11 protein-coding genes and 1 pseudogene are annotated in these 12,859 nt (G+C 74.0%); 5 read left to right on the plus strand and 7 right to left on the minus strand.

The genetic code is table 11. The features are described 5' to 3' along the window. Positions 1-91 precede the first annotated feature (91 nt). Positions 92-1,012, plus strand: coding sequence for a DUF1266 domain-containing protein (locus tag E1300_RS40570; RefSeq protein WP_131762606.1), 921 nt, complete (start codon positions 92-94; stop codon positions 1,010-1,012). A 24-nt stretch (positions 1,013-1,036) separates the two neighbouring features. Here the strand turns inward: E1300_RS40570 and add are convergent, their stop codons facing one another. Continuing rightward, positions 1,037-2,059 (minus strand): adenosine deaminase, encoded by a 1,023-nt coding sequence (gene add / locus E1300_RS40575; RefSeq protein WP_131762607.1) that lies wholly within the window; start codon positions 2,057-2,059, stop codon positions 1,037-1,039. Positions 2,060-2,180: 121 nt separating this feature from the next. On the opposite strand from add, the gene E1300_RS40580 reads away from it, so the two are divergent. After that, positions 2,181-3,161, plus strand: a complete 981-nt coding sequence (locus tag E1300_RS40580; RefSeq protein ID WP_131762608.1) for a helix-turn-helix transcriptional regulator — start codon at positions 2,181-2,183, stop codon at positions 3,159-3,161. A 12-nt stretch (positions 3,162-3,173) separates the two neighbouring features. On the opposite strand, the gene E1300_RS40585 is transcribed toward E1300_RS40580, so the two are convergent. From E1300_RS40585 to E1300_RS40600, 5 genes are all read right to left on the minus strand, one after another. Beyond that, a complete protein-coding gene (locus E1300_RS40585; protein ID WP_165503214.1) occupies positions 3,174-4,232 on the minus strand; it encodes a serine/threonine-protein kinase in 1,059 nt (352 codons plus the stop codon). 98 nt (positions 4,233-4,330) lie between these two features. Beyond that, complete coding sequence (locus E1300_RS40590; RefSeq protein WP_131762610.1) at positions 4,331-5,245, minus strand: SDR family oxidoreductase; 915 nt, start codon at positions 5,243-5,245, stop codon at positions 4,331-4,333. A 79-nt stretch (positions 5,246-5,324) separates the two neighbouring features. Then, the gene (locus E1300_RS40595) at positions 5,325-6,245 is read right to left on the minus strand and encodes an NADP-dependent oxidoreductase (protein WP_242619703.1); all 921 of its coding nucleotides are present in this window, start codon (positions 6,243-6,245) and stop codon (positions 5,325-5,327) included. A gap of 163 nt (positions 6,246-6,408) precedes the next feature. After that, positions 6,409-6,555, minus strand: coding sequence for a GPGG-motif small membrane protein (locus E1300_RS50730; RefSeq protein ID WP_165503215.1), 147 nt, complete (start codon positions 6,553-6,555; stop codon positions 6,409-6,411). A 306-nt stretch (positions 6,556-6,861) separates the two neighbouring features. Beyond that, on the minus strand, positions 6,862-9,033 hold the full coding sequence (locus E1300_RS40600) for an anthranilate synthase component I (protein ID WP_131762612.1): 2,172 nt from the start codon (positions 9,031-9,033) through the stop codon (positions 6,862-6,864). A 379-nt stretch (positions 9,034-9,412) separates the two neighbouring features. Between E1300_RS40600 and E1300_RS40605 the strand changes: the two genes are divergently transcribed. From E1300_RS40605 to mctP, 3 genes are all read left to right on the plus strand, one after another. Continuing rightward, positions 9,413-9,970: a VOC family protein gene (locus E1300_RS40605; protein WP_131762613.1), complete on the plus strand. Its 558-nt coding sequence runs from the start codon at positions 9,413-9,415 to the stop codon at positions 9,968-9,970. 232 nt (positions 9,971-10,202) lie between these two features. Then, complete coding sequence (locus E1300_RS40610) at positions 10,203-10,454, plus strand: DUF3311 domain-containing protein (protein WP_131762614.1); 252 nt, start codon at positions 10,203-10,205, stop codon at positions 10,452-10,454. A gap of 19 nt (positions 10,455-10,473) precedes the next feature. Further along, positions 10,474-12,069 carry a monocarboxylate uptake permease MctP gene (gene mctP, locus E1300_RS40615; RefSeq protein ID WP_207400239.1) on the plus strand — a complete coding sequence of 532 codons (1,596 nt, stop codon included), beginning with the start codon at positions 10,474-10,476 and terminating at the stop codon, positions 12,067-12,069. Between the two features lie 68 nt (positions 12,070-12,137). Here mctP and E1300_RS50735 read toward each other — a convergent pair. After that, positions 12,138-12,859 (minus strand): annotated as a pseudogene (locus E1300_RS50735) (hypothetical protein); the annotation flags it as partial.

A 12,859-nucleotide genomic window follows, 5' to 3' on the forward strand; every position in this document is an offset into this window, starting at 1 on the left:
CTCGCGGCCGCCGATCCCGACACCGAGATCGCGGTCGCCGTGGCGCAGGCCCACTGCTCGGCCGTGGCGGTGAAGGCGCGCGTGGGCGTCCATGTCCGGGTTCGCGTCCCTGCACGACATCAAGCGCGCGGACGTCGCGGGGCTGCACGCGGCGCGGCTCATCCTCAGGGACGCGGGGCCGCGCGGCGCGCTGCGGCCGCTGCGCGAGCTGCTGGCGCAGATGCCGCCGGGAGGGCAGGGGCACCGGCAGGTCGCGGCGCTGCTCGCCGAGGCCGAGCGGCGGCCCGACCGGGACTACGACGTCCTCGTCACCGATCCCGACGGCGTCCCGTGGGGGCGGGTCGCGGCGGCCTTGGCGGTCGGGGCGCACCTCGCCGTCGGCAACGGCGTCGCGTGGAACTCGCTCGCCGACAGCGACGAGAACCCGCGCGACGACCGGATGCTGCTGGAACGCGACTGGGGCATCACCGATCCCGCGAGCTGGCGGGAGCAGATGGACCGGCTCCTCGACGCCGAGAACTCCGACCCGGCGATCCAGATGATGCTGGACCGCCGCGGCCGCGGCACCGACCCGCGCGCCTGGCGCGAGGCGATCGCGGGCTGGTGCCGCGAGCGCGATATCGCCGAGGGGACGATCCGCGAGCTGTGCGACATGTCGGGCCTGATCCTGCGGTACGAGGCGCGGTTCCGGGCGGACGGCCTGCTGGCGCCGGACGGCCGGGTCGAGAGCGTGTACGGCTACGACTTCGGCCGCGCGGTGAACATGGCCCGCTGGGGCCTGAACGCCGGGTACTGCGACGCGGAGGAGGCCGAGAAGTGCGTCCTGCTGGCGGGTCACCGGGCCCACCAGGTGTACCCGTCGTGGGAGTCGTTCTCGGCGGGCTACGTCCTCGGCAGGATGCTCCGGTTCGACGAGGGCGAGTTCGGCGAGTGGTACGAGCGGTCGCTCGCCGGGCACCGCATCCTCGCCGAGGACCCCGCCAGCCCCTGGCGCCGGATGGCCTGGGGCTGAGGGGCCGCCCCGGGGTCCCGGGCCCTACAGCGCGTCGATCTCGGCGATGATCTCGGCGCGGGCCGCCGCGTCGAGCGAGGACGCCGTGACGGCGTTGCGGGCGAGCCCGGCGAGGGCGGCGCGGTCGAGGCCGAAGACGTCCGCGGCGGCGCGGTACTCGCCGGTCAGCGTCGTGTCGAACATGGGCGGGTCGTCGCTGTTGAGGGTGACGAACAGGCCCTCCTCCAGCATCCGCGGCAGCGGGTGCGCCTCCAGCGAGGGGACCTGTCCCGTGCACACGTTGGACGTCGGGCAGACCTCCAAGGGGATCTGGGTCTCGCGGAGGTGGGCGACGAGGCGCGGGTCGTCCAGGCAGCTCGTGCCGTGCCCGATGCGCTCGGCGCCGAACTCCTCGATCGCCTCCCAGATCGTCTCGGGGCCGGTCATCTCCCCGGCGTGCGGGAGGCTGCGCAGGCCCGCGGCGCGGGCGGCGCGGAAGGCGTCGCGGAACGCGTCCCGGTAGCGGGGGCGGACCTGCTCGGCGCCGCCGAGGCCGAACCCGACGAGCGCCCGCGGCGGATGCGACAGCGCGTGGTCGAGCGTGCCGCGGGCGGCCTCGGTGCCGAACTCGGCGGGGATGTCGAAGATGTAGGCCATCCGGACGCCGTGCAGCTCGCGGGCCTCGCGGGCGGCCCGGTCGAGCGCCTCGGTGATCGCGGGCATCGGCATCCCGAGCCGCTGGTGGGAGTACGGCGTGACGGTCAGCTCGACGTAGCGGACGTTCTGCGCCGCGAGGTCGCGGGCCGTCCCGAGGACGAGCGTCGCGACGTCCTCGGGGGTGCGGACGAGGTCGGCCACCGCGAGGTACACCTCGGCGAAGTGGGCGAAGTCCCGGAACGTGTAGAAGGCGCGCAGCTCGTGCTCGTTCACGGGGACGCCGCCGTCGGGATGGCGGCGGGCGAGCTCCAGCACCGTGGGGACGGACGCCGAGCCCACGAGGTGGACGTGGAGCTCGACTTTCGGCAGGGCGTCGATGAAGGCCTCGATCGAGGCGTTTCCGGTCAGCACGCCGCGAAGCTAACAGCCTCCGGACCTGGACCGACAGCGATACCGGCCGAAGCTGACAGGAAGCCGTAAGGAACGGCGGCGGGTACCCGCTCGTGCGTCCGGGATGCGGCAGGATGGGCGGGTGCGCGCTTCCCGGCTGATCTCGCTCGTGCTGCTCCTCCAGTCGCGCGAGGCGATGACGGCCGCCGAGCTGGCGCGCGAGCTGGAGGTCTCCGAGCGCACCGTCTACCGCGACGTGGAGGCGCTGTCGGCGGCGGGCGTGCCGGTGTACGCCGACCAGGGCCGCAACGGCGGCTACCGGCTCGTCGGCGGGTACCGGACGCGGCTCACGGGGCTGACGCGGGAGGAGGCCGAGGCGCTGTTCCTGTCGGGGCTGCCGGGCCCGGCCGGGGACATGGGCCTCGCCGACGCGGTCGCCGCGGCCGAGCTGAAGGTGCTCGCCGCGCTGCCGAGCGCGCTGCGGGACGCGCCCGCGCGGGCCGGGCAGCGGTTCCATCTGGACGCGCCCGGCTGGTTCGGCGGCGGCGACCCTCCCCCGCTGCTGCGCGAGCTGGCCCGCGCCGTCTGGGAGGACGCGGTCGTCGAGCTCCGCTACCGCAAGGACCGCGAGGTCGTCCGGACGGTGGAGCCGTACGGGCTCGTCCTCAAGAACGGCACCTGGTACCTGGTCGCGCGGGTCGGCGGCGAGCCGCGCACCTACCGGGCCGACCGCGTCCGGGCGGTCACGCCCACCGGCGCGGTCTTCGAGCGGGACGAGGGCTTCGACCTGGCGGGCTACTGGAGCGGCCAGGCGGCGTCCTTCCTGCGCGCGATGCTGAAGGAGCAGGCCACGGTCCGGATCAGCCCGACCGGGATGCGGGTCCTGCGCTTCTACGTCGAGCCGTACGCGGCGGAGCGGGCGGCCGAGGCGGCCGGGCCGCCGGACCGGGACGGCTGGGTGGAGACGGTCGTGCCGATCGAGTCGGAGATCGTCGGGTACTCGTCGCTGCTGCGGCTCGGTCCCGAGGTCGAGGTCCTCGGCCCGCCCGGGCTCCGCGCCAGGATGGCCGAGGCCGTGGCGCGCCTGGCCGACCTCTACGGGACGTCCGGCGGGAAGTCGTAGGGAGGCGGGCGTCTAGAGGGGGCGCCTGTCCGCCTGCGTGGGGCGCTCGTCCGTCCGCGTGGCGCGCCAGTGCGCGTGCGCGGGGGCCTGGAGCGCGGGCATGACGACGCAGCGCTGGACGTCGGGAGGCAACGCGACCGGCCCGGTGCCGCCCGTCCCGGCGAGGCGCGTCACGACCTGCGTGTAGAGGTGCATGCCGCCCGGCACGGACGACGCGGGACGGGCGTCGCCGAGCGGATGGGACGGCTCGACGAGGCCCAGCAGGAGTTCGTAGACCTCCCGCGCGCCGCCGGGGCGCAGCGAGGCGTCCTTGGCGAGCAGCCGGCCGACCAGCCGCGCGAGCTCCGGCGGCAGGTCGGGGCGCCGCAGCGGCGCGGGCGGCTCCTCCAGGTGCTTGAAGGTGAGCGCGTGCGGCGAGGTGGCGGTGAAGACGGGCGCGCCGGCGAGCATCTCGTACAGGACGCAGCCCAGCGCGTAGAGGTCGGTGCGCGGGGTGGCGGGCTCGCTGCGCAGCTGCTCGGGCGCCATGTAGGCCGGGGTGCCGACGACCTCGCCGGTGCGGGTGATCCGCGGGACGCCCGCGGCGTCCATGACGGCGGCCACGCCGAAGTCGAGGACCTTGACCGTCGCCTCCGGCGTCAGCATCAGGTTCTGCGGCTTGATGTCGCGGTGCACGACCGCGCGCTCGTGCGCCACGGCGAGGACCGAGCAGACCTGCGCCGCGACCGCCGCCGCCCAGGCGACCGGCAGCGGCCCCTGCTCGGCGATGACGTCGGCGATCGTGGCGCCCTCGATCATCTCCATGACGAGGAACAGGCCGTCCGGGTACGTCCCGGCGTCGTGGACGGCGGGCACCCCGGGATGCTGGAGGCCCGCGGTGACGGACGCCTCGCGGGCGAACCGGCGGGCGAGGCCGTCCGCCCCGGCGCGGGTCGCGACCGCCCTGTCCTTGAGGAGCTTGACCGCGACCCGGCGGCCGAGGCGCCGGTCGACGGCCTCCCACACCTGCCCCATGCCGCCGCGGCCGAGCGGCACCGTGAGCTCGTAGCGATCCGCGAGCAGCTGCGTCACCGGAGTCCTTCCGATCATGGCCAGGCCGATCATGGTCAGGTCCCCAGTGTGGCGCACGCGCGGCCGCCCGGCCGCGGGATGGGCGAAGCCGGCCCCGGCTACCGGTAGCCGGTCACGTCGGCGGGCAGGCCCGCGTCCTGGACCTCGACGAGGTAGCGCCAGGCGTCCGGCCGGCTGCCGTCCACGTCGGTGAACCCGTAGACGCCCGCGAGGCCGCCGCTGGACAGCGACCGCCCGTTCCACCGCCGCACGTCGGGGTCGGCGGCGAGCGCCGCGACGGCCCGCCCGACGAACGCCGGCGTCTCGGAGATGGCGAAGTGCGGCTGCTTCGCCAGCGCGTCCCGCCAGGTCTCCTCGGTGACGCCGAAGGTCTCCAGCATGATCTCCGAGCGGAGCCAGCCGGGGGTGAGCGCCACCGCGGTGGCGCCGAAGGGCTCCAGCTCCTTCGCCTGGGCGAACGCCAGGCGGAGCACCGACGTCTTGGCCAGGTCGTAGTACACCGAGACGCGGTAGTTCTCGGCGTTGTACTCGGCGGTGCCGTCGGTGACCTCGACGACCAGGCCGCCGGGCCGCCGCAGCAGCAGCGGCAGGGCGTGGTGGCTGGTGATCAGATGCGTGTCGACGGCGAGCCGCAGGATGCGCAGGCCCTTGGCGAGCGAGTGCTCCCAGATCCTGTCCTCCCAGGAGAAGAGGAGCTCGCCGCCCCAGATGTCGTTCACCAGGACGTCGAGCCGCCCCTGCTCCCGGTCGATCCGCTCGACGAGCGCCCGCACCTGCTCGGACTCCAGGTGGTCGACCCGCACGGCGATGCCCGTGCCGCCGGCGGCGGTCACCAGCTCGGCGGTCTCCTCGATCGTCTCCGGCCGGTCCATCTCCGACCGCCGCTCCCGCGTGCTGCGGCCCGTCACGTACACGGTGGCGCCGGCGGCGCCCAGCTCCACGGCGATGCCGCGCCCGGCGCCGCGCGTGCCGCCCGCCACCAGCGCGACCTTTCCTTCCAGCGATGTCGTCATGGCCCCCACCCTCACACCGAAACCTGACAACCCGCGTCAGTGTTTCTCCGGAGTAGAAACCGGCGGCGCCGGAGAGCGGTCAGGGGATGATGACCAGCTTGCCCCGGGTGTGGCCGGAGCGGCTCGCGTCGAACGCGGCGCCGACCTCCTCCAGCGGGAACGTCGCCGCGACCTCGACGTCGAGGACGCCCCGGTCGGCGAGCGCGCCCAGCTCGGCGAGCGCGGCGCCGTCCGGGCGGACCCAGATCCAGTGCCCGCCGTGCTTCTCCACGTCGCTGTCGGCGACCGACACGTGCCGTCCGCCGCCGGCGAGCACCGCGAGCGTCGTGTCGAGCTGCCCGCCGACGAGGTCGGCCACCGCCGTGACGCCGTCCGGGGCCAGGTCGCGGACGCGGTCCGCCAGCCCGTCGCCGTAGGCCACGGGCTCGGCGCCCAGCTCGCGCAGGCGGTCGTGGTTGCCCTCGGACGCGGTGCCGATGACGCGGGCGCCGCGGTCCCGGGCGATCTGCACCGCGAAGGCGCCGACGCCGCCGGACGCCGCGTGCACCAGCAGGACGTCGTCCTTGCCGACGTTGAGCCGGTCGAGGCAGCGCAGGGCCGTCATCCCGGCGAGCGGCAGGCCGCCCGCCTGGTTCCAGTCGAGCGCGGCGGGCTTGCGGGCGACCGCCGAGGCGGAGACGGCGACGTACTCGGCGAACGTCCCGGCGTGGATGACGTCCTTGCGGGCGTAGGACATGACCTCGTCGCCGGGCGAGAACTCGGGGACGTCGGGGCCGAGGGCCCGGACCGTCCCGGCGACGTCCCAGCCGGGGATGACGGGGAACCACGTGTCGATCAGCGCGTCCAGGCCCCCGGCCATGACCTTCCAGTCCACGGGGTTGACGCCGGCGGCCCGCACCTCGATGAGCACCTGGCCGGGCCCGGGCTTCGGGTCCGGGACCTCGCCGACCTGGAGGCGCGAGTTGTCCTCGGCGTAGGAGTCGTACGTGACGGCGCGCACGGCCCGTCTCCTTCCGGTCGCGGACGCCGGACGCGGGACGCCGCGGCGCGGTGGACGATCCACCCTGCCACCCATCCCTGCCACGGAGGCGGCCCGGTAAACCACGGCGGAGCCGCCCGGAGGCGCCCGCACCTCCGGACGGCCGGTCCGCCGGGCACCGCGGCTAGTGGAAGATGCTGATGCCGCCCGGGCCGACGAGGAGTCCGACGACGATGAGGACGATGCCCCAGATGAGGTCGCGCCGGGCGAGGATCACGTAGATGCCGGCGATGACGAGGATCGCCGCGATGATCGACAGAATCGTAACCATGGCCAGCGGGATCCCCCGGACAAGCCACTCGAAACACAGCCAGTTCGGCGGATGTCCGAAATAGGCATTTTTTACCCAACGGGGGGCCGCAAAGGGGGGCGCGGAGGGGGGACGCCTCCCCCCTCCGCTGGGATAACGGCGGTCACACACGTGTCACGGGAATGTGGCACGGTTGCCAGTTACAGAGTTTCGCGTGGTGACGGCGCCCGCGACAGGAACCCAAGGACCATTTCGGCCCTGCCCGGCTAGTGCCTCAGGACTAGGACCGGCTCCTCCTCGCGCCCGCGGACGGCGGTCAGACGGCGGTCAGGCGCGGCAGAGGCGCAGGACGTTCGCCACGATGCGGTGCCCGGCCCCGGCCGACGCCGTGAGGATCGACTCCGGATGGAACTGGACGGCCCAGCGCCTGCGCCGCGGGTCCTCCACCGCCATGACCACGTCGCCGGTCAGCGCCGTGACCTCGAACCCCCGGACGCCCTCCGGCGTGGCGTGCAGCGAGTGGTAGCGGGCGGCGGTGAACTCGTCCGGCAGCCCCTCGAACAGCGCTCCCCCGGCGACCTTCACCTGGCCGGGCTTGCCGTGGGACGGCTCGGGCAGCAGCCGGAGCTCGCCGCCCGCGTGCTCCACCATCGCCTGGAGGCCGAGGCAGACGCCGAAGACCGGCAGGTCCCGGGCGTCCAGGTCGTCCAGCAGGGCACCGGTGGCGAAGTCCTCGGGACGGCCCGGCCCCGGCGACAGGACGACGAGGTCGGGGTCGTGCTCGTCCAGCAGCCGCGCCGGGAACCCGTGCCGCAGCGTGACGACCTCGGCGCCCTGCTGCCGGAAGTAGTCGGCGAGCGTGTTGACGAACGAGTCCTCGTGGTCCACGAGCAGGACCTTCAGCCCGTCGCCGGGGCGGTCGCCCGCCGGCTCCGCCGCCCCGGCGTCCCGTCCCGCCGCCGCGCCCGCCGCCGCGTTCGCCGCGGCGAGCGCCCCGAGCAGCGCGCTGGCCTTGAGGTGGGTCTCGCGCTCCTCCTCGTCGGGGTCGGAGTCGTACAGCAGGGTCGCGCCCGCCCGCACGGTCGCGACGCCGTCGCGGACCTGCGCGGTGCGCAGGGTCAGCCCGGTGTTCATGGAGCCGTCGAACCCGACGAAGCCGACGGCGCCGCCGTACCAGCGGCGGGGCGACTCCTCGTGGTCCTCGATGAACTGCATCGCCCAGGTCTTGGGCGCGCCGGTGACGGTGACGGCCCACATGTGGGTGAGGAAGGCGTCGAACGCGTCGAAGCCCGGCCGCAGCCGCCCCTCGATGTGGTCGACGGTGTGGATCAGCCGCGAGTACAGCTCGATCTGCCGGCGGCCGAGGACCTTGACGCTGCCCGGCACGCAGATCCGCGACTTGTCGTTCCGGTCGACGTCGGTGCACATGGTCAGCTCGGACTCGTCCTTGGCGGACGACAGGATCGCGCGGATCTGCGCGGCGTCCTCCAGGGCGTCGCCGCCGCGGCGGATCGTCCCGGCGATCGGGCAGGTCTCGACCCGGTCGCCGTTGACGCGGACGAACATCTCCGGGGAGGCGCCGACCAGGTACTCGCCGTCGCCGAGGTTGAACAGGAACTCGAACGGCGCCGGGTTGGTCTCCCGGAGCCGCTCGAAGAAGGCGGCGGGCGCGTCGCACCGCCCGTACATGGCGTGCCCGGGCGTCACCTCGAACAGGTCGCCCCGGACGAACTTCTCCTTCGCCTCCCGCACCATCCGCGCGTACACGCCCGGCACCGGCTGCGGCGGCAGCTCGGCCGGGACGGCGACCGGCGTGGGCTCGGTCGCGCGCGACAGGCCGGCGGTGCTCCGGCCGTCCACCTCGAACTCGTAGGACATGCGGTGCGAGGTCTCGCGCTTGCGGTCCACGACGACCATCTCGTCGGCGAGGTGCAGGACGAGGTCGCGCTGGTCGGCGGGGCGCTCCAGGCGGGTCCGCAGCGGCTCGAACTGGAGCGACAGGTCGTAGCCGAACGCCCCGTACAGGCCGAGGTGGGGGTCGTCGCAGCGGAACACGTCCACGACGGCGCGCAGCGCGGTGAAGACGGTCGGCTGGCGGCTGCGCTCCTCCTCGGCGAAGAACTCGTCCGTGGGCGGGACGAAGACCTCGAACAGGCCCGGCTCGTCGGCCCGGACCTCGCCGGTCCCGCGCAGCACCGGGGTCAGCGCCGGAAGCACGACCCGCCCGCGCTCGTTGAGCGCCCGCACCGCGACCGTCCGGCCCCGGGCGACGATCTCCAGGCAGGGGTCGGCGTAGGCCATGTGCCAGCGGCTGTAGCGGCCCGGATACTCCATGCCCGAGCTGAGCACCCCGCCGCGCCGCTCCCCCACGGCGGCGACGAGGGCGTTGAGCACGGCGGACTTGCGCTCGGGATCGACCGGGGCGGCGGTACGGTTCACCCGTACGCCCCCGGCCGTGACGAAATCGCTGGTCAGCGGCTGCTGTGAGACGGTTTCCACCGTGGTGGCCCCTTGTGTTAAGGCCCCGCGCCGGCGGACAACGCGAAGAACGACCGCCGGGTGAGGGCGGTCGCCTGGATCTTGCGAACGTGCACGAACCGGCGCCGCCTTAGCGGCGCCACCACCACTGGTAGCTCGGGGTTCGCATGCCGGGCAGACTACCCGGTCCCCGCGCCGCGGCCAAGCGACCCGCCGGTGCGCCGCGTGTCGGCCTGGGGAACGCCGGGGAACCCCGCGCACGCGGGGCGCGTCCGACCGGGCGAGACAGATACGTCCGCCTGTCGCACGGCGGGGTTCTCTTCCCGGCCGGATCTTGCCAGAATGGCGGTGCCGGGGCCCGGAACCGGGCCGCGGGGCCACGTCACCGGGGAGCGCGTCCATGGCCGGGCGGAACACCGAGTTCGAGCTGCGCGGGGTGAACCACCTCGCGCTGGTCTGCAGCGACATGAAGCGGACGGTGGACTTCTACCAGGGCGTGCTCGGCATGCCGCTGATCAAGACCATCGAGCTGCCGATGGGCTGGGGCCAGCACTTCTTCTTCGACTGCGGCGGCGGCGACGCGCTCGCGTTCTTCTGGTTCCCGGACGCGCCCGAGCCGGTCCCCGGCGTGTCGGCGCCGAAGGACCTGCCGGACCGGGGCGAGCTCCTGTCGGCCGTCGGGTCGATGAACCACGTCGCCTTCGACGTCCCGCCCGAGCGGATCGAGGAGTACCGCGAGCGGCTCGTCGCCAAGGGCGTCGACGTCGGCGTGCTCCTGAACCACGACGACAGCGAGTTCGGCGTCGCCCGCGACATGCACGACGGCGTGTTCGTCCGGTCGATCTACTTCAAGGACCCCGACGGCATCCTGGTGGAGTTCGCCGCCTGGACGCGGGAGCTCGACCCCTCCTCCGAGGTCAGGCACGAGCCCAGGACCGCCGCCGACCGGACCGTCTGACGTCCTCCTGACCGCGGGTCGGAAGGCCCTGACCCGGCTCCACCTGGGCTGGAACGCTCCAGCCAAGTCGTGCCGCGTCCGAGATCGGGCCGTGACCGCACGAGGGGTAGGCTCACCCGGCTCCACCCCTGGCCCGCTCCGCTCCCCGGCCGGACACCGGTTCCCCGCCGCACGTCCCGTCCCGGCCGGACGGGCCACGCGATCGACCGCACGTTGACGAGGAGGACTCCCCTTGGCCTCGACAGATCCCGCCGCCGCGGAACCCGCCGCGAACGAGCCCCCGGCCCGCGGCCGCTCGGACCGCAGCCCCTGGAACTGGCTGCTGGTCGTCCCGGTCGTGGTCCCGCTGCTGACGTTCCTGTTCAACGACGACGAGCCCCGGCTGGCCGGGTTCCCCGCCTTCTACTGGCTCCAGTTCGCGTTCATCCCGCTGGGGGTGGCGTGCACGCTGCTCGTCCACCGCATGACCCGGAAGCGGGGCTGAGCCGGTGTCGAGCGAGCACATGACCGAAATGATCGTGTTCGGCGCCCTGTTCCTGCTGGTCAGCGGGATGGGCTTCGTCGCGGCGCGATGGCGCCGGCCGGACACCATGCACAGCCTGGACGAGTGGGGGCTCGGCGGCCGCAGCTTCGGCAGCTGGATCACCTGGTTCCTCATCGGCGGCGACCTCTACACCGCCTACACCTTCGTCGCGGTCCCCGCCCTGGTCTTCGGCACCGGCGCGGCGGGCTTCTACGCGGTCCCCTACACGATCGTGGTGTACCCGCTGGTCTTCCTCGTGCTGATCCGGCTCTGGTCGGTGTCGCACGTGCACGGGTTCGTCACGCCGGCCGACTTCGTCCGGGCCCGGTTCGGATCGCCGACGCTGGCGCTGGCGGTCGCGGTCACCGGCATCGTCGCGACGATGCCCTACATCGCGCTCCAGCTCGTCGGCATCGAGGCCGTGCTGAAGACGATGGGCGTGAACGGCCACTGGCCGATCGTCATCGCGTTCGCGATCCTCGCCGCCTACACCTACCAGTCGGGGCTGCGGGCGCCGGCGCTGATCGCGTTCGTCAAGGACGTCCTGATCTACCTGGTGATCATCGTCGCGGTGCTGTACATCCCGACGAGGCTCGGCGGCTGGGGCGACATCTTCGACTCGGCGCAGGCCCAGTTCGCCAAGACCCCGAACCCGTCCGACGGGATCCTGCTGGACGGCACCAACCAGCTCAACTACGCGATGCTCGCGCTCGGCTCGGCGCTCGCGCTGTTCCTCTACCCGCACAGCGTCACCGGCGTGCTGGCCAGCAAGAACCGCGACGTGATCAAGCGGAACATGGCGGCGCTGCCGGCCTACAGCTTCGTGCTGGGCCTGATCGCGCTGCTCGGCCTGATGGCGATCTCCGCGGGCGTCAAGCCGGTCGTCACCGACGGCAAGCCCGACACCAACACCGTGGTGCCGCTGCTGTTCGACCGGATGTTCCCGGACTGGTTCGCCGGGGTCGCCTACGCCGCCGTCGGCATCGGCGCGCTCGTCCCGGCGGCGATCATGTCGATCGCGGCGGCGAACCTGTTCACCCGCAACATCTACAAGGAGTACATCCGGCGCGACGCCACCGAGAAGCAGGAGGCCACGGTCAGCAAGCTCGTCTCGCTGGTCGTCAAGGTCGGCGCGGTCGCCTGCATCCTGCTGCTGGACCCCGAGTTCTCCATCGACCTCCAGCTCATCGGCGGCGTGATCATCCTGCAGACGCTGCCGTCGGTCGCGCTCGGCCTCGTCACCCGCTGGTTCCACCGCGGCGCGCTCGTCGCCGGCTGGGCCGCGGGCCTCGCCGCGGGCCTGTGGCTGCTGTACGAGACCCCGAACACGGCGAAGGGCAAGGCCCACTTCGGCAGCTCCGCCTTCAGGCTGAGCGACCTCGGCCTGGACACGAAGATGACGGTGTACGCGGGCATGCTCGCCCTCGCCGTCAACCTGGCCGTCGCCGTGGTCGGAACGGTCGTCTGCAAGGCGGCGAAGCTCGCCGACGGCGAGGACGCCACCCGTCCCGGCGACTACCTGGCCGACGAGAACGACCCCAAGGTCAAGGACCTGGAGCTCGCGAGCAGCACCTGACCGCGACACGGGCGCGCCCGGCCGGCTCCCCAGGCCGGACGGGCGCGCCCGCCCGTCTCCCGGTGCCGTCAGCGGGACGATCCGGTCCCGGCCGTGACCGCCGGAGGCGGCTCCGCCAGGCCGTCCGGGAGGCCGGGCGGAGCCGTCCGGACCCATCGGGCGCAGGCCGCCGCGGTCGCCCAGGACGCGGCCGCGAGCCCCGCCAGCGCGGCCGACCCGCCGCCGGGGCCCAGCTCGAAGAGCGCGCCGATCCCCAGGCCGCCCGCGAACGCGACGATCCCGGCGAGGAACGCGCGCACGCCGAAGTAGGCGCCGTCCCGCCCGCGCGGCGCGTACCGGACGAGCTGCTGGAACACCGCGGGCAGCAGCAGCCCCATGCCGAGGCCGCCGAGGACCGCCGCGGCGAGCAGCCCGGCGAGCGGCGGCCCGCCGTCCGCGGCCGACGGGATCAGGGCCGCGTAGGAGGCGCCCGCGCAGGCGAACCCGGCCCACAGGACCCGCGGCCGCCCGGCCCGGTCCCGGGCGGCGCACCACGGCTGGACGGCCGCGGCGACCAGGCTCGACGCGCACAGGAACAGCGTCGCCTCGCCCGCCCCGCCGCCGCGCAGCGGCACGACGGCCATGACCTGGTCCGACAGTAGCGGCCCGAGGCAGGTGACGGCCGCGAACCGCAGGAACGCCCGGTCCCGGAAGGCCGCCGCCGCCCCGTCCCGCACGTCGCGGGCGGCCCGCGCGGTGCCGCGGCGGACCCGTCCGCCCGGCCGGCCGGCGAGCGTCAGGAACAGCAGCG

The sequence above is a fragment of the Actinomadura fibrosa genome (assembly GCF_900659615.1).
Lineage (GTDB): Bacteria > Actinomycetota > Actinomycetes > Streptosporangiales > Streptosporangiaceae > Spirillospora > Spirillospora fibrosa.